15 protein-coding genes are annotated in these 19,806 nt (G+C 42.3%); 6 read left to right on the forward strand and 9 right to left on the reverse strand.

Going from position 1 to position 19,806, the window contains the following annotated elements:
• The first annotated feature begins 138 nt into the window (after positions 1-138).
• The gene (locus V7K46_RS01975) at positions 139-1,671 is read left to right on the forward strand and encodes a hypothetical protein (protein WP_335110524.1); all 1,533 of its coding nucleotides are present in this window, start codon (positions 139-141) and stop codon (positions 1,669-1,671) included.
• 338 nt (positions 1,672-2,009) lie between these two features.
• Here V7K46_RS01975 and V7K46_RS01980 read toward each other — a convergent pair whose 3' ends face one another.
• The 5 genes from V7K46_RS01980 to V7K46_RS02000 form a co-directional block, all read right to left on the reverse strand.
• Entirely contained in the window at positions 2,010-4,016 is a 2,007-nt protein-coding gene (locus V7K46_RS01980; RefSeq protein ID WP_335110526.1) for a cytochrome c peroxidase, read from the reverse strand.
• Positions 4,017-4,659: 643 nt separating this feature from the next.
• Complete coding sequence (locus tag V7K46_RS01985; protein ID WP_335110528.1) at positions 4,660-4,893, reverse strand: hypothetical protein; 234 nt, start codon at positions 4,891-4,893, stop codon at positions 4,660-4,662.
• Between the two features lie 5 nt (positions 4,894-4,898).
• Positions 4,899-6,149, reverse strand: a complete 1,251-nt coding sequence (locus tag V7K46_RS01990) for a competence/damage-inducible protein A (protein WP_335110530.1) — start codon at positions 6,147-6,149, stop codon at positions 4,899-4,901.
• A gap of 316 nt (positions 6,150-6,465) precedes the next feature.
• A complete protein-coding gene (gene glyA, locus V7K46_RS01995) occupies positions 6,466-7,749 on the reverse strand; it encodes a serine hydroxymethyltransferase (protein ID WP_335110532.1) in 1,284 nt (427 codons plus the stop codon).
• A gap of 354 nt (positions 7,750-8,103) precedes the next feature.
• Positions 8,104-10,863, reverse strand: a complete 2,760-nt coding sequence (locus tag V7K46_RS02000; RefSeq protein ID WP_335110535.1) for a M16 family metallopeptidase — start codon at positions 10,861-10,863, stop codon at positions 8,104-8,106.
• A 429-nt stretch (positions 10,864-11,292) separates the two neighbouring features.
• Between V7K46_RS02000 and V7K46_RS02005 the strand changes: the two genes are divergently transcribed.
• The 4 genes from V7K46_RS02005 (at position 11,293) to V7K46_RS02020 (ending at position 12,902) form a co-directional block, all read left to right on the forward strand.
• Entirely contained in the window at positions 11,293-11,778 is a 486-nt protein-coding gene (locus V7K46_RS02005; RefSeq protein WP_335110537.1) for a hypothetical protein, read from the forward strand.
• Between the two features lie 73 nt (positions 11,779-11,851).
• Positions 11,852-12,019, forward strand: coding sequence for a GNAT family N-acetyltransferase (locus tag V7K46_RS02010; protein WP_335110683.1), 168 nt, complete (start codon positions 11,852-11,854; stop codon positions 12,017-12,019).
• A 255-nt stretch (positions 12,020-12,274) separates the two neighbouring features.
• Positions 12,275-12,643, forward strand: coding sequence for a hypothetical protein (locus V7K46_RS02015; RefSeq protein ID WP_335110539.1), 369 nt, complete (start codon positions 12,275-12,277; stop codon positions 12,641-12,643).
• Positions 12,618-12,902 carry a type II toxin-antitoxin system RelE family toxin gene (locus V7K46_RS02020; protein WP_335110541.1) on the forward strand — a complete coding sequence of 95 codons (285 nt, stop codon included), beginning with the start codon at positions 12,618-12,620 and terminating at the stop codon, positions 12,900-12,902. Before V7K46_RS02015 ends, V7K46_RS02020 begins: the two co-directional genes overlap by 26 nt.
• Before the next feature lie 87 nt (positions 12,903-12,989).
• Here the strand turns inward: V7K46_RS02020 and V7K46_RS02025 are convergent, their stop codons facing one another.
• The 3 genes from V7K46_RS02025 to V7K46_RS02035 all read right to left on the reverse strand — a co-directional run bounded on the left by V7K46_RS02025 (position 12,990) and on the right by V7K46_RS02035 (position 17,585).
• Complete coding sequence (locus tag V7K46_RS02025; protein WP_335110543.1) at positions 12,990-15,083, reverse strand: prolyl oligopeptidase family serine peptidase; 2,094 nt, start codon at positions 15,081-15,083, stop codon at positions 12,990-12,992.
• Positions 15,084-15,667: 584 nt separating this feature from the next.
• A complete protein-coding gene (locus V7K46_RS02030; protein WP_273766750.1) occupies positions 15,668-15,883 on the reverse strand; it encodes a DUF2839 domain-containing protein in 216 nt (71 codons plus the stop codon).
• A 115-nt stretch (positions 15,884-15,998) separates the two neighbouring features.
• On the reverse strand, positions 15,999-17,585 hold the full coding sequence (locus tag V7K46_RS02035) for an ATP-dependent DNA helicase (protein ID WP_335110545.1): 1,587 nt from the start codon (positions 17,583-17,585) through the stop codon (positions 15,999-16,001).
• Between the two features lie 144 nt (positions 17,586-17,729).
• Here V7K46_RS02035 and V7K46_RS02040 point away from each other — a divergent pair, with 144 nt between their 5' ends.
• Positions 17,730-18,692 carry a M48 family metallopeptidase gene (locus V7K46_RS02040; protein ID WP_335110548.1) on the forward strand — a complete coding sequence of 321 codons (963 nt, stop codon included), beginning with the start codon at positions 17,730-17,732 and terminating at the stop codon, positions 18,690-18,692.
• Between the two features lie 74 nt (positions 18,693-18,766).
• Here the strand turns inward: V7K46_RS02040 and V7K46_RS02045 are convergent, their stop codons facing one another.
• Positions 18,767-19,531: a PEP-CTERM sorting domain-containing protein gene (locus tag V7K46_RS02045; protein ID WP_335110550.1), complete on the reverse strand. Its 765-nt coding sequence runs from the start codon at positions 19,529-19,531 to the stop codon at positions 18,767-18,769.
• Between the last annotated feature and the right edge of the window lie 275 nt (positions 19,532-19,806).

Below are 19,806 nucleotides of genomic sequence, written 5' to 3' on the forward strand. Positions count from 1 at the left end.
GATCCCGTGATTAATTGTACTGATGGATAGGTATGAGATCGCTGATGGTTCTAAGTTTAATGTGTTAAATATTACTTTTGTATAGTAAGTGGGAATAATTGAACTAAGTTATTGCTAAGATTCTCACCAGTACTAAGTATGATACAGCTAAACATTCTGGAACTTGCCAAGCAGGGTGATACAAATGCGATTAACACTTTGGTAAGTCAGTGGTTAAATTTACCCAGAATTACGCCAAAAACTAGTTTCAAACGAAATTGTCTACAGATAATGCTGGAATCAATTGAAGTTCCAGTACAACAGTTAGTAGTCCCACTTATTTGTGATGGATTAATTAATTTAAGCATCCAATCTTTTAAAAATGTTAAAATATACGGTAGAGTAACAGGCGAAGATTTTCCCGATTGGCAACAAGAAATTGAGTTAGAAGCATTAGTAAATTCAGATGTATTAACATCTAAAATAAATATTGAAGTGGAATCTTCAATTACCATTACCAAAACACAAAAAAATAATAAATTAACTGTAAAAAAACCATCTTTTTGGGATTCATTGTTTGAAACAGTAGCAGGAACAGCCGAAGTAGTTGGCGGTGCTGCTGTTCAAGCAGGACAAGCTGCTACAGGAGCAACTATAGGCATTAGTCGGACTATTGGAGGCGCTGCCGTTCAAGCAGGGCAAGGTGTTGCAGGAGCGGCTGTAGATATTGGCGGTGCGATTGGTGGTACAGCTTTACAGGCAACACAAATAGCAGGGCAGACACTAGCAATTGTTGGCAATAATCCCCAATTGCAAGTAGCAATAAAATCTCTAAATCAAGATTGGTTAAATCCTTTAATTCAACAGGTTGATTTAGTTAAAGCCGAGGCTTCTGTTAGAAAGCTACAGCAAGAACACCCAAATGAAGAACCAGCACAAATTGCCCATCATCTTATACTGGAAAAAGCTGTTTTAGCAGGAGGAACAGGGCTTGCTAGTAGTCTTGCGCCAGGACAAGCAGCTGCAATGTTTATGGTGGATTGGGCTGCTACATCTGCATTATCAGTGGAGTTAGTATATCAAATTGCTGCTGCCTATGGAATGGATTTAAATGATTCCGAGCGCCGAGGAGAGGCAGTAGCAATTTTTGGTTTAGGGCTGGGTGGAAAAACAGTAATCAAAGCAGGTTTGGGTTTACTACGAATTGTGCCAGTAGCGGGAGCCGTCATTGGTGCTAGTTCAAATGCAGTAATGATATACGCATTAGGTTATGCGGCTTGTCAGTTTTATGAAGCAAAGCAGAATCCATTAACTTTAGAGGCAACTTTAGTAGATGCTCAGGTAGAGAGTGAAAAATTTATTGAAGCTGCTATTTCCCAAGAAAAGATTATGGATCAAATTTTGGTTCATATTGTCTTAGCAGGTAATCCAGATAAATCTTGGGAAGATATTTTACCAGAATTACAAACTGCTAACCTTAGTCCTGCCTCAATCGATGCGATTGCTTCTCATATTAAATCTCCACCATCTTTAGAAACTTTACTTGAGCAAATTAATAGTGATTTTGCCGTACCTCTACTAGCACAATGTCAAAAAATTGCTGATCTAGACGGAGTAATTACGCCACAAGAAGCTAAGGTGTTAGAAATGATTAACAAAAAGTTAAACCGTGATTTAGCTGCAATCAAATAACCTGAATATTGGTGTTAACATTTCTTAATTAAAGGCGATCGCAACCTCTACGCATTTTTGCGTAGATGCGGAGCGGCTTGTCGTCAGACATCGCCTCTTTCATAATCATGAAGCTATCTGGTAAATCGCTGATCGATATCTCGTTTCAGGAATTGTCGTAAATACGTCTAAAAATAAGTTATTGATAAAACTTACTTGCGCGTGGTTGCCCATCTTTGTTATAAATCTAGCTTAAAATTAAGTGATATTCATCCCTAAGTTAGAAAATCTGCCCAATGCTGCAACTTTGGATAAAGCAATGCAACAAGGGCAGATGGTTACGTTTCAAGTCTAGAGTCTTACTCTAAGAAATTTGGCTCGGGAGTAGTGACACCATTCTGACCAACTGCGGGTATTTCCATTAGCTGATCTGTAGCAGTAGGAGTTCCATTAGTATTGCCACTGGCAGTCACTGAACTTTGATTGCCGGGATGTGCATTGGGGATAAACAATTGCGGATGGTCAAAGGGTGCTTGTTCAAGGAGGACTCGCTGATCAGTAAGTCCGGTTCTTAAGAAAGCGACCAAATCAGCTTTTTTAGCATCGGTTAAGTTCAACGGTACTGCACCAGGTCCACCGTCGTCACCTCGACCACGATTGTAAAAGTCTACTACTTGCTCCAGAGTTGCCTTCCCACCGTTATGCATATATGGAGCTGTCAAGCCGATGTTACGGAGGGCAGGTGCTTTGAACAGTGATGTAGTAGTGTTTCCGGCTCCTGGGTCATCTAAGGCAGGTCTGACACCGTAGTTAGGAAAGAAGCCGTTAGTTGCATTATTAATCAGCGGATCAGTTGAATCAGTTGAAGCTACTCCTGCGGTTCTTCTCACCGAAGCTCTGGTGAATTCTGGAATTGTATGGCAGATGTTACAATTACCGCCACCATTGGCCGAATTATTGACAAACACAGTCAGACCGCTTTTTTCCTGCTCGGTGAGAGCATCGGTATTTCCCGCTTGGAATTTATCAAAAGGTGTCTGGTCAGACACAAGAGTGGACATATACTTTTGCATTGCTAACCCAGCGAATAAGGAGAAGTTCCAATCCCTAAGGGAAAACTGATTTGTAGGTAAAGTCAGTCCTTCTTCACTGTCATTATCATCATCATTTTTGCCAAGGACTGTTGGTGTTCCATTACTGTCAACTTGAATGATTGACTTTGACTTCCACCATTGCTTCTTAAAGGCTTGCCGAATCAGCTTATCATAGGATGAGATATCCAAACCGGGCTTACGGGATCGACTATTAGATCCTAAAACACTGTCTTTCCGATCTACAAGTTGTTTACCTAATGGTCTGAGGCTTTTGAGCTTCTGACCTTTTTTCCGCAGAAACTTAGCACCGACTTCAGGTAAAGTACGACCACCAGCAGATGTCTCAAATGGACTCAATAGTGGCCCGGTTACTAGGGAAGCTAGAGAGGAATTATTGAGCGAAACGGAAACAGGAGTTAGTTGCCTTGATGTTGTAGCTATGTAAACTTTAGCATTAAAATCTGCTGCTCCTTTTATATTCACCCCATTGAAGGTTTCCTTGGCGCGACCATCCCAAAACTGGAGTTTGTTGAAGATTGCATTAATTACCGTTGGAGTATTACGCGGCTCAACTCGACGCACATTAATTCCATTGACTTGAAAGCCGTCTGGATCTGGCACAGATGTAGTCGAATCCTCTGCTTGACCTGGAACAGTTTTCTTAATAACACTGTTAAACACACCTTGAGATGAGGCGACATCGTTAGTGTCAGAAATAACAGTACTGGTTCGATCGTTAGGATCTGCCAGTTTGTGAAATGGAAAATCTGCCGCCGTGAGTTGATAGTTTGCACCACCACCTACCTGGAAAGTTGTATCTTTCAGTGATGCCAAAAAACCAGGATTGATTTGATTTTTTGATCTGTTATCAGCTCCGGCATGAAAGTGACAAGTAGCACAGGACTGAATGCCGTCACTACCAAGCTGCATATCCCAGAATAGGGATTTTCCTAGCTTGAGTAGGGCTTTTTCGTCTTGAACATAGTCTGCGAGATTGCTTGGTTGAGCCACTGCTGTCAGGAGTGGTGGGTTCGCCGGGTTAGGGTCTCCAGTTGTAGCCGGTGGTAAACTAGTTATGTTATTTAGGGGAGCCGGGTTCAGTGTTACTGCGGATACAATACCTCCACTAGCGATCGCCAGAGAAACTATGACGAAAATTGCCAGAGGGCGTGAATATCTTGATCCTATTCTGGTTTTATACCTTAAATAAATCCAAAAAAGCATCAAAATTAGCACTAGTAACATTGCTAATGCACCATTTGAGGGTATCATTAAGACCTCGCTATACGTGTGGGAATTATGATGTTGAGGCCATTCTTGACAGATTAAAATAAAATTAATTTTGTCAATAGTATTTACGCTGTAAATTAACTCCAAATGGGGGTATAAAATTCAATTTGACACATAATTTTGAAGACAAAAATGAGTAATGCTTTTTCAGATGACGCATAGGCAGAGCCAGCCGTAGGCACTGCTAGTCCAAAATTTGTGTTTTCTACCCTCATTTTTGCGAAATTTTTAAGCACTATTATTTATTGGCAAATTGATTATGATCTTAATCTTTCAAGAAGGGGTTGAGACTGACTCACAAAAAGTTAGCCTTCCTTTAGATAGTACGAAACTACTAATGGGAGATTGTAACTATCTACAAAATACCAAGCAGTACCGATCTGATTCTCTAGGCATTTTGAGAACAAAGAAGTTTTTCCTACTGAACGAAATTTCCTTGTTTAAACGCAATACCTGTGAATGAAACTGTACGAACAATAAACTAATCAGGAAAAGATGATAAAAAATATAATATTGTAGTTATTAACAAGCTATTAACAAGATATTGATAAGTTATTAACAAGATATTAACAAGATAATAACTTTTTACCCACATTCTGCAAGTTAGTTTTAAAATCTTGATATTTTATATAAACCAATTATTGTCTTGGGTTTCAAACATTGAACCTGTATAAAGAAAGCACTCTCCATTAGCGTAGCTCGCCGCAGGCATCACAAAGAAAACAATTATCAAAAGCTTTTTGACAGTATTATCAATAAATTTAGCTTGTTTGAGACTAAAAACTTTGCTCGGACTTTCTCCTAAGAAACACATTTGGTAAGTACGCTTGTCATCCAAATCGGATGACAAACTTAACATACCTCCTATCTCGTCAACAACTTCCGGCGCAAATTATCCAACGCTGCATTTGCACTTACATGACGAATTAAATTTCGACCTCGCACTGTACCAAACTGATACTCAAAACTTGCCACTTCATCCTTTGGCCCAGCCAAACCAACGTAAACTAAACCCACTGGCTTGGTATCTGTCCCTCCAGTTGGGCCGGCAATACCAGTAATACTCAATCCCCATGTTGTTGCAAGGCGGGTTTTGACGCCAATTGCCATTTGCTCTGCAACAGTAGCACTTACCGCCCCAAATTTATCTAAATCTTCTGGGTTAACCCCCAGCAGCCCAACCTTCACCGAATTGTCGTAAGAAATTACTCCACCCCAAAAGTAATCAGAACTCCCAGAAATCTCAGTCAACATTTGCCCCAGTCCGCCACCAGTGCAAGATTCTGCTACCGAAAGCGTTTCTTTTGATGCAAGCAACAACTGACCGACCACGGAAGCAAGAGTATCATTATTAATGCCGTAAAAATCTAGTCCGGCGATTTCTTTAATTTGTTTCTCAATGGGCGCAATTAAGACCTCTGCTGCTGCTTCTGAATTTGCTTTGGCAGAAACTCGCAATCTTACTTCCCCCTTACCTGCATAAGGGGCTACTGTGGGATTTTGCAAGTTTAAATAGGAAGTAACCTTTTCCGCCAAAGCAGATTCACCAATACCCCAAAATTTTAAACTCCGGCTGTAAATAATTTCTTTACCCCAACCTTGACTTTTGAGAAATGGGACGGCTGTTTCTTCCCACATTGGATGCATTTCACTGGGAACACCGGGAAAGGTAAAAATCGTGATTTCAGGACGAGGTTGCCAAATGATACCGGGTGCTGTTCCAGTGGGGTTGGGTAGAATTTCTGCACCTTGGGGAATCAAAGCTTGCTTGCGGTTACTTGGTGACATAACCCGACCACGTTGGCCGAATTTCTGGATTATGTCTTCGATGATGTCAGAGCGTTCTACCAAGGGGACTTTAAAAAAATCGGCGATCGTTTCGCAGGTGAGGTCGTCTGGTGTCGGGCCGAGTCCACCAGTGAAAATGAGAATTTGCGCTCTGGAAATAGCAATTTCTATAACTTGCTTCAACCGTTCTGGATTATCCCCAACCACTGTTTGATAGTAATGGGGGATACCTAGTTGCGCTAATTGTTGCGCCAAAAATTGAGCATTGCCGTTGAGGATATCTCCTAGCAGCAGTTCAGTACCAACACAAATAATTTCTGCACTCATTGGAAAGAATAGTTAGAAGTTAGGAGACGCGATTAATCGCGTCTGTACAGGAGTTTGGAGTAGAGACGCGATTAATCGCGTCTGTACAGGAGTTAGGAGACGCGATTAATCGCGTCTGTACAAGAGTTATAGCAATTCTATGTGAGGTTGTGCTTTGTTTAGGTAGTAGGGGCAATTCATGAATTGCCCCTACAGGGTGTTGTTTTGTGTAAGTCCTATAGGCACATCTTCATACAGAATTGGTATTAGGAGTTAGGAGTTCAAAACTTAAAACTTATCACTCCTAACTCTTAACTCCTAACTCCTAACTATCATCTCAGGCTAGGGCTGGTACAGGAATTTCCAGGTGAGAATATAAGGGGAAGCGATCGCACAATGCTGCTACCCGTTGCCGACAATCTTGGGTAACTACCTCGGAATCTGGAGAAAGCAGGCGATCGCTAATAATATTTCCAATCTCGGTAAATTCTGCTACTCCTAAGCCCCTTGTGGTCATTGCCGGCGAACCTAATCTTAGACCACTGGTAACAAATGGCGATTGCGGATCAAAGGGAACAGTATTTTTGTTAGCAGTAATATTCACGGTACTGACTAGCTGATCCGCTTGCTTACCCGTCATGCCAATAGAACGTAAATCCACGAGCATTAAATGATTGTCAGTGCCATTGGACACAATCTTTAAACCCCGGTTTTGCAGTTGTTCTGCCAAAGCACGAGCATTTTCAATCACTTGGGCAGAATAGGTTTTAAACTCTGGCTTCAGGGCTTCTCCAAAAGCTACTGCCTTACCAGCAATGACGTGTTCCAATGGCCCGCCCTGGCTACCAGGAAAAACAGATTTATCTAGCTTTTTACCTAGTTCTGCGTCGCTGGTCAAGATTAAGCCACCTCTAGGGCCGCGTAGAGTCTTATGTGTAGTTGTTGTTACTACATGACAATGAGGAATGGGATTAGGATGAAGACCACTAGCAACTAAACCAGCGATATGGGCAATATCCGCCAGTAAGTAAGCGCCGATTTCATCAGCAATGCTACGGAACTTTTCAAAGTCAATTATACGGGGATAAGCCGAATAACCACAAATCAGCAGCTTAGGACGCTCCCTCAGCGCCAGCTCCCGAATTTGGTCGTAGTCAAGTTGTTCTGTTTGTTGGCTAACACCGTAGTGGCTAACTTGGAACCACTTACCTGAGACATTTACAGGTGAACCGTGGGTGAGATGTCCCCCATGAGACAAATCCATCCCCATAATTTTGTCACCTGGTTCCAGCAGGGATAGGAACACTGCAAAATTAGCTTGGGCGCCAGAATGAGGTTGTACATTCGCGTGAGCAGCACCAAATATCTGTTTAGCCCGATTGATCGCCAGTTGTTCGATTTTGTCGATAAACTCACAACCGCCATAGTAGCGTTTACCAGGTAATCCCTCGGCATATTTATTTGTCAGTACTGAACCTTGAGCCGCCAGTACAGCAGCGGAGGTAAAGTTTTCACTAGCAATCAACTCCAAGTGGTCTCGCTGACGCTGTAGTTCGTCGTTGATTAACTCCGCGATCGCTGGATCAGAGGAGGTAAGAAAGTCTGAATTAGTCCTAGTCACTTCAATTATCCTTGTGGAAATTTGTACAACGGCTGATTTTGGTTGGCCGCAGCACCTAACAGCTTTACAAAGGCGATTAATCGTCTCCGTACTCTGGAGGTTTATTTGTGCCAACTTATTTATTATTAGACGCAAGCTCGATTAGTGCATTAATTATCATAACGTTGCTTTTTGAAACTCGGCTAAATAAAGCTTTTTGCGATCGCTCCTCTGTGAGACAAAAAGCTGAAGCTCTCCTACAGAATTCTTCCTGAATTCTGACCCCGACTTGTGATCTCTTCTTATAAAAGCAAAAGGTCTAATCTCAACCAACATATAAAGGTGCAAAGCACATCTTTGCACCTTTATGTGAAATTATGATCCAATCTTGGGTACAGTATCTCCAGGCCCGGCGGTGACAATTACCAGATTTTCCGGCTTAATTAAATCCTCAATTGCCTGTTGCAGGTGAGCCATAGTCACTGCTTGAATCTTTTGGGGAAACTCTCGGATTTCTGCTCGTGAAAGTCCCAAGACAGCATTACTCAAAATGATGCTTGATACATCACTGGGATTAGCTAAATCCACGGGGTAGCTATTGGTAATTGAGCGTTTTGCCGCGTTGAATTCATCCTCAGTTACTCCTTGTTCGCGCAACTGTTTGAGTAAAGCCAGAGTACTGGCGATCGCTTTTTGGGTATCTCCAGGAGCAGTCTGCATCTGAATCAAGAACGGGCCAGGATTGATTCCGGCGGCAAAACCACTATAGATACCGTAGGTTAGACCTTGGCGATCGCGCACTTCCGTACCCAAACGACTCGATAAGGTATCACCACCCAAAATTTGATTTAGCACCAGTGCCGCATAATAACGTGGGTCTTTCCGAGCGATGCCGTTGTAGCCGATGTAAGTAACAGCCTCTGTCTTACCGGGAATTAGTTTATTTAAACGTGTTAAAGTTTGCGGTAATGACACGGACGCTATTTTAAGAACAGGTTGCTTACCTGTGGCTTGCCATTTGCCAAACGCCTGATTCAGCAAAGCTTTTACCTTAACTGGCTCAAAGTCTCCTACTAAAGCGATCGTTGTGGTATCTGGTCGGTAGTGTGTCTGGTAGAAGCCAAGCAAATCATCACGAGTAACGCTCTTTAAGCTCTCGGCCGTGGGAAAGCTATGGAATGGATGATTTTCTGGGTAAATTGCTTGCTGAAATACTTGTCGTCCCAGTCCTCTGGGGTCATCTAGCTGGACTTTGAGACTTATCAACGCCCGTTGGCGACTCAATTCTAACTGGTCGGCTGGGAAAGTAGCGTTTTCTAACACATCTGCCAGAGTTTGAATCAATATCGGCAGGTTCGCTGAAAGTCCCTCACCACTGACGCTAACTCCCTCGCGGCTAGCACCGAAGTTCAAATCAGCTCCCCGGTCTTCTAAGGTTTTTGCTAGGGTAAGAGCGTTTTTAGTCTGCGTCCCATTCATTAAGTTAGTCGCAGTCAGATTCGCTAATCCAGCTTTTTGATTGCCGTCAAACTCGCTACCGGCGTCAATTTGTCCACTCAGGTTAATCGTGGGGAGGTTGCGATCGCTCAAGAGCAGAACCCGCAAACCGTTATTCAAGGTAAACTCTTCTGGTAGTGATTGTTTGCCCGAATCTGTAGCTGATGTGGCAGGTGGAAGATATTTAGCCAGTTCTGCTGGATCTACAGGTTTACCGGGGCTGAAATTTTCCACTGTGCGACCAGAACCAGCGCTAGAAGTCCCTGGTTTACCATCTGGTTGAGTTGGCTCAAAGAAGCCGATGGTTTGTTTAGCCGGATTTAGGTAAGTTTTTGCTGCTTGCTGCACCTCGTCTGGGGTGACTTTAGCGATCGCAGCCAGATACTTTTCAATATAACGATAATCGCCGGCCACAGTTTGGTTATATCCCAGTTGGCTAGCTTGACTAGTGATGTCTTGGTTACCCAAAATATACGAGGCTTGCAGTTGCGTCTTCGCTCGGTTCAATTCTTCTGTAGTGACTGGCTGCTGTTGCAATTTTGCTAAAGATTCCTGGAGCACCTGGGCAATTTTCCCTAACTCTTGACCCTGAGCGGCCGTAGCATTAATTTCATACCAACCTGGTTCGATGAGTTCGGCAGCACCGCCACTCACTGAACTGGCGAGTCCAGATTCCACTAAACCCTGGTAAAGCCGAGAGCTACGTCCGCCTGTGAGGATGGCATCCATCACATCAATTGCCGGCACATCAGGATGCTTGATATCTGGTAACGGATACACCGCTTGCAGTAGTGCCGCACTTCCAGGCTGCTTGAGGATAATCGGCGCTTTTTTAGCAACAGAGGTAGAAGCACTCACCTGGGCAGAATTTTTAGCCACAGCCGTCTTGGCTCGTTTTGGCAACTTCCCATAAGTTTCTTTAACAACTTTCAGTACAGGTTCTGTGGCAAAATCCCCTGTAATCACCAACGTGGCATTTTCTGGGCTGTAGTAGGTTTGGTAATAATTCCGCACCTGCTCCACCGTGAATTTTTCTACATCTGCTTTTGTGCCTCCCACAGGTAAGCCATAAGCTCTGCTAGGGAAAGCATCTTGCATCACTGCCCGACTCAGACGATAGCCTGGTGAATTTTCGTACCCCTGTAACTCGGAGATCACCACCCGCTTTTCACTTGCGAGTTGTTCAGTCCCAACTAAGGAGTTTTCCATGCGATCGGCTTCTAATGTCAACAATGCTTCGAGTTTGTCTCGTTGCACTGTGCCAAAGTAAGCTGTTTCGTCATAACTAGTAAAGGCATTGAACTGGCTACCCAAGGCACTAAACAACCTTCCAAACTGCACTGGACGGTCAGTTGTACCCTTGAACATCAAATGTTCTAGCTGGTGAGAAATGCCATTTTCTCCCTTAACCTCGTTGCGTGAACCAACTTTATACCAGACTTGCACACTCACTACTGGAGCGGTATGGACTTCCTTGGTTAGCACTGTTAAGCCGTTGTCCAATACCGTTTTTTTCACCCCTTGGGTGAATGAGAGAGCAGATACAGGTGCGACTGCTGTCGGTGTTGCAGCATTGGTAAAATTCCTCGAAAAAGGCACAATACTTAGGAGAAGGCTAAGTAAAAACCCGATAAGCATATATGAGCGTAACTTCATAAGCAATGCAAAATTCAAAATCTCTAATTATAAAACAAAATTCTAGTACCGTTTTGAAAAAGTCAAAAGACTTATATTTTCAGCTTTTTTACCATTTTCAATGGTAGCTTTATTTTCGCCATGCCGTAATAGTCGGTTTTCAAGTTTATCTATTTGCAAGACACCTACGAGCAATAGCCGACAACAAGGGTATAAAAATCCCTTTCCCTATTTCTTGCCACTTATTCCCTATTTTCAAGATAGATGTAACTTTACGCACTGTTACAAAATTTTGCAGGTATATTAACAAGGATTGCAATGTGTTCGATTTGACAAGTTTTTCGGAATATCTACCTTTATAATTGGTTTAATTCTTATTGTCATCCCATCAGGGTAGATATCTTGATCAAACTAGCAATAAATTTTTGAGATATGCAAACAAGAAACTTAATTGCATCATTCACATTAGGTATAACCTTAGCAGCAATACCTGTATCACAATCTCATGCCTTAGAAGAAAACACACCGGACGTGTATAGTTTCACAGGGTATAATTTCAAAGGTGAGAAAGTCAGTATTAATTATTCAACAACAAGCTTTATTGGCAAGCCCTCTTTCCAATATAAAGACCAGAAACAGACATTAAACTTTGAAGGAGAAAAGCAGATCCGTACTGTAGAAACAGAAATTGGTACACAAGTGACTGTGACTATTAAACAGACGGTAAATGGTGACTACATTACATTTAGCTTGCTCATACCCCGTGTAAAAATTGGATTGGGCGAGGAAGTAAAAATTGTAACTAACGGAATCACAACATTGAATCGTTTTTCTACGATTCCTCAATCCAACCAGCAGCAGAAACAACTTTATACAATAATCAATCTCAAGGGTACAGCCCGATTTGTCGTGTTTTAAGCACAAAAGGGATATAGAAATTAAACTTTCTTTTTACTAAAATGCAGGAAAGCCGTAAGGGTGAAGATAAATAATTGTTTCTCTCCAGCCTTATTGCTTAACTTTCACACTGGCGCGATCGCACCAAGGTAAAGGTTACGCAACCGAAGCTGTAACGATGTTGCTCGACTATTTATTTATAGAACACAATCTGCATCGTCTACTTGCAAACTGCGATCGAGCAAACATAGCATCCGCTTAACTGCTGGAGCGAATTGGTATCAGACGTGAAGGACACTTTCACAAGAGTTTGTGGTTTAAAGGCGACTCGGTAGACGAATTATGGTTCGCCATTTTGGGTGATGAATGGTATTGAGTGTTTAGCCCCTGAATATAAAGCGGTTACAATAAAGCTAAAACTGGGATACAACCAGCTTTTACAGGTTTGATTTGCAGCCTCAAAGAGGACGAAGGGCGACGTGACTAGAGTTTTGTGTTTAGATACCAATAAAATTTTATGAATACAGTAGAAATTCGCCAGCAAATTAAAGAATATGTCGATCAACTCTCCCCAGAGAGATTATTAGTTGCTGCTGATTTTTTAGCGTATTTAGCTGAAAGAGATGATAATGAAGCAACTGAAGAATTGTTAAAAATAGAGGGTTTTAAAGAAGCGCTTGCTAAAGCAAAGAAGAATGTTAAACAAGGTCAAGTAATTTCTGTTGAGCAACTCCAACGAAAATATTATTTAGCTAAAAGAGATGATAATGAAGCAACTGAAGAATTGTTGAAAATAGAGGGTTTTAAAGAAGCGCTTGCTAAAGCAAAGAAGAATGTTAAAGAAGGTAAGGTAATTTCAGTTGACCAACTCCAACGAAAATATTAAGTATACTGTTATTATTAGTATTGATGCTCAAGAATTTTTCGAGTCGTCTTCTGCTTCTTTACAAAAAAAATTAGATCGTTGTTTTGAACGTTTAAAAATTGAGCCTCGTAATTCTCCTAATATTAAATTTCTGAAAGGTGAGTTATTAGGTTATTATCGTTATCGCGTAGGTCAATATCGCGTCATTTATGAAATAGATGATGGCTTAAATCAAGTAATGATTATTTTGATTCAGCATCGAGGTAGAGTTTATGAATAATTTTAAAATGTATAGGGAAGTTTGACGCTTATAAAAATAATGTGGTGCGTTAACGCAGTGTAACGCACCCTACAAATAAATCAACCCTTAAACTTCAACATTCAAAGCACGCACCAGAAAAGCCCATTTATCTGCGGCTTCTTCGATAATTTTAGCCGTGGGTTTACCCGCACCATGTCCTGCTTTAGTTTCAATTCTAATTAGCGTTGGCGCATCACCTGCGTGAGCCTCTTGTAAAGCTGCGGCAAATTTGAAACTATGAGCAGGGACAACGCGATCGTCATGATCGGCTGTGGTAATTAAGGTTGCTGGATAAGCTGTATCTGGTTTGAGATTCTGCAATGGCGAATAAGCATACAGCGCTGGAAACTCTTCTGAATTATCTGCTGAACCATATTCCGAAGTCCAAGCCCAACCGATGGTAAATTTGTGAAACCGCAACATATCCATCACCCCAACTGCTGGTAAGGCTGCACCAAACAAATCAGGACGTTGTGCCATGCAAGCACCTACTAATAAGCCGCCGTTACTACCACCTGCGATCGCCAGCTTATCAGTCTTAGTATACTTATTAGCAATCAGCCACTCAGCTGCGCCAATAAAGTCATCAAAGACATTCTGCTTTTTATCCTTCATTCCTGCTTGATGCCATTCTTCGCCGTATTCTCCACCGCCGCGGATATTGGGCATAGCATAGACACCACCCATCTCCATCCATATCAAAAGACTCACAGAAAAACTAGGTGTCATTGAGGCATTAAAACCGCCATAAGCATAAAGATAAGTCGGATTATTTCCATCTAATTTAATGCCCTTTTTATAGGTAATAAACATTGGCACTTTAGTACCATCTTTACTATCATAAAAGACTTGTTTTGTCTCGTAACCATCAGGATTAAAATCTACCTCTGGCTGGCGAAAAATGGTACTTTTACCAGTTATCATATCGTAGCGATAGATAGTTCCTGGTGTGGTAAAACTGGTGTAAATATAAAAAGTTTCGGTATCATTACGCTTTCCTCCAAAACCTCCGGCTGAACCGAGTCCAGGTAGTTCTAACTCGCGGATAAACGCGCCTTTGAGGTCAAAAATTTTAATTTGGCTGTGAGCATCTTTGAGGTAATCTGCAACAAATTGGTTATTAAGTATGCCTACACTTTCTAACGTTTCTGCTGATTGGGGGATGATTTCTTGCCAATTTTCTGGCGCAGGGTTTTTGGTGTCAATCGCAATAACTCGTCCCCGTGGTGCATTTAAATCCGTGCGGAAATAAAACAGGCTATCATCATTGTCAATAAAGCTGTAATCTGCCTCAAATTGGTTAATTAGTTCTACAACTTCCGCATTAGGGTTAGTCAAATCTTTGTAGAAAAATAAATTCTTGGAGTCAGTTCCCAGCCAAACAGAAATTATTAGATAGGTTCCATCTTCAGTAACACCGCCACCAAAACCCCATTCCTTTTGGTCAGGACGATGATAAATTAGTACATCTTCTGATTGGGGTTTACCTAGTTGATGATAGTAGAGCTTTTGATAATAGTTAACATCTTCTAATTGAGTTTTTTCATTCGGTTGATCGTAGCGACTGTAAAAGAAACCTTGATTATCATGTGTCCACGATGCACCAGAAAATTTAATCCACTTCAGGTGGTCTTGCAGGTCTTCACCAGTTTCAACATCGCGGACTTTCCACTCTTGCCAATCAGAACCAGAGGCGGATAGACCGTATGCTAAAAGTTTACCATCTTCGCTAATAGACAATCCTGAAAGAGCAACAGTGCCATCTTCTGAAAGTTTATTAGGATCGAGTAAAACTTTGGGTTGGTCTTCGAGGGTTTTCAGAGTGTAGAAGACACTTTGATTTTGCAGTCCGTCATTTTTGAAATAAAAGTAGCGTTCGGTGGAACCGTCTTGCAGAGATTCACCTTCTTTAAAAGGGATACCATATTTTTCATAATCCCAAAGTTTGGTGAGGCGCTGTTTAATTTTTTCCCTAGTAGGAATTTCACTCAAGTAGCCAAAAGTAACTTGATTTTGTGCCTCAATCCAAGTCCTTGTTTCTTCAGAGTCAGGATCTTCTAACCAACGGTAAGGATCTGCGACTAAAGTACCGTGGTAATTATCGACTTGATTGCTCTTGTGGCTGGATGGGTAGGCGAGGGGTTTTTTAGAGGAGGGCATAATCTCAGGTCAAAAGTGCTTCTTTACATACTACAAAGATAGACCCAAGACGTGGAGCATACACAGACTAAACCTGTGGGAAAATTCCAATTGGAAAGAGTACCTGCTGGGGTACTACTAAGTAGCAAGCAGTCCCGTTAGGATTTTAATCAGCAAGCAAGATAAACTAATCCGCTTGGGTTAGGGAGGATCAAGCCTTAATCCAAGCGGATTGAAGTATAAACAAGCGATGTCTCCGACGGGCCACGCCTACGCTCATTTAATTGCATTAGTTTAGGACTTACGCACAAGTTACGGAATAACGAACCGCAGAGGCACAGAGAAGCCAGTGCGTTGGGCGGGTTTCCCGACTTGTTCGCGCAGCGTCTCCCTTAGGAGAAGCAACTGGCGCGGCACGGAGAAATCAGAGTTTGAGAGATATTTTGCGTAAGTCCTATAGTTTTAAGCCAAACCCCTTATCTGGTATATTTCTATAGCGTTTCTCAGTTGAGTCCAATACAGACCTAACAAGAGCAGATCGTTCCCTACTAGTGTTGGGGAGTAAGATTCAAGGTTTCTCCAAGTCAGAAGGCTAACAGCAAGATTTAGAAGACTACTTGCCACCAACCGAAGGCTGGGCCGATAAAACGGATAGTTGCCCATCCTACAGCCATAAGGATAATGCCTATCCAGGCACCACGAGTTGTCCAACTGACAAATAGTTCGGATTGAGCTTTTGTGATGGGAACCCAAGGCAAGATCCGAGTCTCTTGACCGTATGTTTCCCCTTGTCTGGTTTTACGACGCTTTGCTTCACCCATAATCAGCAACTCAAATTTTACTTAGGTTCTAAATTTATCTTGGCAGGAATCATGGCTATAGAGAGGCAATGAATCGCATTACCTTCATAAAATGTAAATTGGGTGACAAATGACCTTAAGCGGAATTTTCTTCACTAGTAGTAGAAAACAGGCTTGGATCAAGATAGTTAATTCGTGCCAGAGGACTTAAAGCTGCAAGAATTTGAGCGCCGTAGCTACGATTAACTACACGACTATCAAGTAGAGCAACAATGCCTTGACTTTCTCTGACTGGAGCGATCGCTCTTTGTAATTCATTCAAGGCTGCTGGCAACAAATATAAACGGAACCAATCTTGATGCGATCGCTTATAACGAGCTACCCTACCAGCTACTAGGGGATTTTCTAAAGATGGTAGGGGTAAAGTAGCAATAATTAACAAATGAGGTGCCGGCAAAACTCGTTGATGTTCTCGCCAAAATTCCCAACCGCTAATCAAAATCCCATTTTCATCTAAACAAGTTTTTTCTACTTGCACCCGCGAACCAAACTCTGAGGCCAGAATTGTTGCCACTTGAGACTTGAGTGGTACATCCCCCACCAAGACAACCGTTAATCCTGGTGCTGTAGCACTTAGACAAACCAATGTACGGACTTTGTGAATAAATGCCGCTTGAAATTCTGGTGTGTTAGGTAGAGGCAATTTATAGGGTACATACAGTTGAATTGCTTCCGCTTGACTTTCCGAAGAAAAATTCAGACAAGTTAAATCGTCTAAACCCAGGCGCTGTTGGAAAAGAGGAGCATCAGTTTCCGGTTCTATGGCGCTGCCAATTAAAACTACTGGTTGTCGCTGCCAAATAGGCGAGAGGATTTCCCCTAATTCCATTGGGGCGTAGTGCAAAGAAAATAAACCTTGTCGATGGGCAATAGTCGCCCAGAAGAGAGCAGGGGGAGCAGGGGAGGCAGGGGAGGTAGGGGAGGCAGGAGGGGAAAGATTTTCATCAAGGATTTGTAATTGCTGCCAGAATTGTTTCCAAGGTTCTGGCAGTGCTTGTACTGACTCTAAAGCAGAATAGAGACGGCTTAAAATCTCTATTTCTGGCTGGGAAATTAGATAGCACTCATAGGGATTGGCAGGATGCTGATAAAGTTCGTGTGTTAGTTGTATCCGTGCCTCGCTAATTGCCTCAGCTTGGTTTGGGCAAGCTAGCATGAGTTGATCCCAATCATGGGGTTGAATATCTTGGGTAAGTTGATCACGCACCCAATCTTCGAGATCATCTACCCCATCAATAATTGTAGGGATGCCTTGGGGAAAGCGATCGCCACCAGCAAATTGTCCTCTTAACCAAGCTTCCGGGGAGGTTAACAGTAGCCCTTGAAACTCAGCATCAGGCCAAGCGTCACCTGTTCTAATCGATTTGTTGGCTGGTAGCCACTGCTGTAGACGGGGAATTTCTATCTGTAGCAGAAGTTGCTGCACCGCTTCTTGAGCAACAATAATTACAGGGCCATGCCACATTAGGGCTGATGCTACGAAACTGGTGCGATACCGCCCTTGATAGCCACAAACCGCCCCTACTTGAATTAGGGCACTACGTCCCAGGCGCAAGGCGCGTGCTACCAACCGTGCCATCGTCAAATGATGGGGCCAGGAAGGGAACCCCGCCTGCGATCGCAAAAAGTTATGTAGTGACAAATGAACTTCTGCCTCAATCACACGCTTTTAATTCCATACAAAGTGACTTTTACTTCCAATTGCCCCATTTCTATTATTCAGTTCTCAGCTCTGAGTTACCAGTTTATAGACTGTTTATTGATAACTGTTCACTAATAAGTGTTCACTGACCCAATACCCTAAATTATGCCAACTTACACAGGAATTTCCAGCGAAGCCTTTAGGCATCCACTAGATCGTCAAGCCGAGCAAGCTTTACGAAATTTACCGGGATTTGATTTAATCGCTCGTAAATTTGTGGAATTTATCTACGAACGCCCTCAATTAGTCTATCTAATGGGTAACGCCATCCAAGTCGGGCCGCGTCAATATTCCACTATTTACCAGATGTTTCGGGAATGCGTCCGAGATTTGGACATTTACCCAGAACCTACACTGTTTGTCTCGCAAAATCCCCAAGCAAATAGTTATGCGCTGGGGCAAGAGAATCCTTACATAGTCATAAATACAGGGATACTAGACTTACTAGACGAAGCCGAAATTCGGGCGGTGCTAGCCCATGAACTGGGGCATATTAAATGTGGTCATACTATTTTAATTCAAATGGCGATGTGGGCGATGAGTGCTGCTTCTGCCTTGGGAGAATTGACCTTCGGCATCGGTAATCTTGTGACACAAGGCTTGATTTACGCCTTTTTTGAGTGGCGGCGGAAAGCCGAGTTATCGTCAGATCGTGCCGCACTACTGGTGATGGATGACTTAAATCCCGTGATGTCAACGATGATGAAACTCTCTGGCGGTAGTAACAAATATGCCAATGAATGTAGTTTACAAGAGTTTATCAAGCAGTCAGAAAATTATCAGGCACTGGATGAAGATGGACTGAATCAGGTGTATAAATTCTTGATGTACAATGGCGCTCAGGGTATGATGTTGAGCCATCCTTTCCCAGTGGAACGCTTGCATTACTTACGGGCGTGGGCAGTATCTGAAGAATACCAGCAAATTCGCCGAGGAAATTATCAGCGATCGCCTGCTTCCGGATCAGTAAATGTTTCAGCAGAATCATCCGCAAATCAAACAGAAGCTTTACGCCGACAAATTGAAGAATTACAACGAGAAATCGACAGAATGAAAAGACCTGAGTAAATTATTTTAGGGTGCGTTAGGCTTGTCTAACGCCCCACATCCAGCTTATCCAATAGGTTACACGCTCCGTAACACTACCTTTGTTCGGTGATTGCTACTTTCATTTTATGTTTGAGAGCTAACCTTGAACTGAGTATGCCTAGTATAATTAGAACGCCATTAATGGTAGTGGGTTCAGGAACAGGTTTAGCACTAGGAAGTTCACGAATTGTGAAAGAAGAAGAGAAATCGTTTCCGTCTAAATCATCGGGAGCATCAACAGAAAACGTGAAATCGACGGACTCGCCAGGAGCAACCGATCCCCCAGACCATTGCAAATTGAAAGAACCATCCTGGAGGAGTTGCGTGAATTTAGACGAGGTAGGCTGAGGGTCAGAGCTTGAACCGTTGAAGTCAAAATCTGGAATCGCAAAGCCATAGGGGACTAGAATTAATTCAGGCGGTCCGAAGTTATCATTAACTCCGAAGCCAATCTTAAAACTAAACCCGTTCCAAGTAGAGTTAGTATTATTTACGGCTGTTTCGGTAAAGAAATACTCTGTTGTCCCTCCTGAAGGTTCAACGAACAATTGAGTATCAATCGGGGCTATAGCTTGAAAGGTTTTGGGGGTACAAGATAAACCAGGGAAGTTGAGAATCTGATTCTGGCTTGCAGCTGTGCTGTTGTTGTTATTAGGAAATGGGGTATTAACGGGTGTTTGAACTTGTGTACAGAATATATCCCCCTGACCTGGCCCCGTAGGCGGACTTATGCTAGTAATGCTACGAGCCTGTGCCGCTCCACCAAAGCATAGATAAAACGCCAAGGTAGTTACAAGAGTTTTACTTATTTTTTTCATTTTCTGATACTTCTCTGGTTGTTAGAAATTCCAGCAACCAGATTTTAGCAGGACTTACGCATTGACAGATTAACAGAAATGAGCACTTAAGTGATAATTTTGTCCAAACTTGAATTTGGGTCTGGATTTTAGCAAAAGTAATTTAGTTAAGTTTACCATTATAGTTTTTTTGGATTTCCTTAAAGTGAATAATATTTTCTAGGTGGACTACCACTCTCTTGAGGGTAGGATAAATTGAAGATTCAAAATTAAGACTTTAAAATGGCTTAACTATA

The organism is Nostoc sp. (genome assembly GCF_036917395.1).
Classification (GTDB): domain Bacteria; phylum Cyanobacteriota; class Cyanobacteriia; order Cyanobacteriales; family Nostocaceae; genus Nostoc.

Coding starts and splice junctions, on each gene's coding strand:
- V7K46_RS01975 (WP_335110524.1), top strand. CDS start 139: ATGATACAGCTAAACATTCTGGAACTTGCCAAGCAGGGTGATACAAAT.
- V7K46_RS01980 (WP_335110526.1), bottom strand. CDS start 4,016: ATGATACCCTCAAATGGTGCATTAGCAATGTTACTAGTGCTAATTTTG.
- V7K46_RS01985 (WP_335110528.1), bottom strand. CDS start 4,893: ATGTTAAGTTTGTCATCCGATTTGGATGACAAGCGTACTTACCAAATG.
- V7K46_RS01990 (WP_335110530.1), bottom strand. CDS start 6,149: ATGAGTGCAGAAATTATTTGTGTTGGTACTGAACTGCTGCTAGGAGAT.
- V7K46_RS02000 (WP_335110535.1), bottom strand. CDS start 10,863: ATGCTTATCGGGTTTTTACTTAGCCTTCTCCTAAGTATTGTGCCTTTT.
- V7K46_RS02005 (WP_335110537.1), top strand. CDS start 11,293: ATGCAAACAAGAAACTTAATTGCATCATTCACATTAGGTATAACCTTA.
- V7K46_RS02015 (WP_335110539.1), top strand. CDS start 12,275: ATGAATACAGTAGAAATTCGCCAGCAAATTAAAGAATATGTCGATCAA.
- V7K46_RS02025 (WP_335110543.1), bottom strand. CDS start 15,083: ATGCCCTCCTCTAAAAAACCCCTCGCCTACCCATCCAGCCACAAGAGC.
- V7K46_RS02030 (WP_273766750.1), bottom strand. CDS start 15,883: ATGGGTGAAGCAAAGCGTCGTAAAACCAGACAAGGGGAAACATACGGT.
- V7K46_RS02040 (WP_335110548.1), top strand. CDS start 17,730: ATGCCAACTTACACAGGAATTTCCAGCGAAGCCTTTAGGCATCCACTA.
- V7K46_RS02045 (WP_335110550.1), bottom strand. CDS start 19,531: ATGAAAAAAATAAGTAAAACTCTTGTAACTACCTTGGCGTTTTATCTA.